Source organism: Pseudomonas sp. P4_C3, from assembly GCF_056402075.1.
In genome coordinates this window covers 1-622 of record NZ_JBFUIC010000783.1, presented here as the reverse complement: position 1 = coordinate 622, position 622 = coordinate 1, and the positions used below count along the sequence as shown (strand labels likewise).

General features: G+C 59.6%; 1 protein-coding gene. It reads left to right on the top strand.

The window, feature by feature from the left end; all coding sequences use genetic code 11:
* A partial coding sequence (locus tag AC1DVH_RS32420) for an acyl-CoA dehydrogenase family protein (RefSeq protein ID WP_477757214.1) occupies positions 1-474 on the top strand: 474 nt, incomplete at its 5' end.
* Between the last annotated feature and the right edge of the window lie 148 nt (positions 475-622).

Genomic DNA, 622 nt, shown 5'->3' with positions numbered 1-622 from the left:
GAAGTGCGTGGTCTGCGCGGCCCGTTCACCTGCCTGAACTCGGCGCGTTATGGCATCGCTTGGGGCGCCCTGGGTGCAGCCGAAGATTGCTGGCACACCGCGCGCCAGTACGTGCTGGATCGCCACCAGTTTGGTCGACCGTTGGCTGCCAACCAATTGATCCAGAAAAAACTGGCGGACATGCAGACCGAAATCACCCTGGCCCTGCAAGGTTGCCTGCGTCTGGGGCGGATGAAGGACGAAGGCACCGCCGCGGTCGAAATTACCTCGATCATGAAGCGCAACAGCTGTGGCAAGTCGCTGGACATCGCGCGCCTGGCGCGGGACATGTTGGGCGGTAACGGCATCAGTGATGAATTTGGCGTGGCCCGCCATCTGGTCAACCTGGAGGTGGTCAACACCTACGAAGGCACTCACGATGTCCATGCGCTGATTCTCGGGCGCGCTCAGACTGGCCTGCAAGCGTTCTTCTAAGGTGGTTACAGCTTTGAGCAGACTGCCGCGACCTGACTGAAAGTGCAGAGTGGGACTGTATCTAAACTTCTGATACAGTCACCTCTACTGACCTCAGCCTGCTCACATCCCCCCGGCTGTGCACAAGATGCCGTTTCAACCCGTGTGC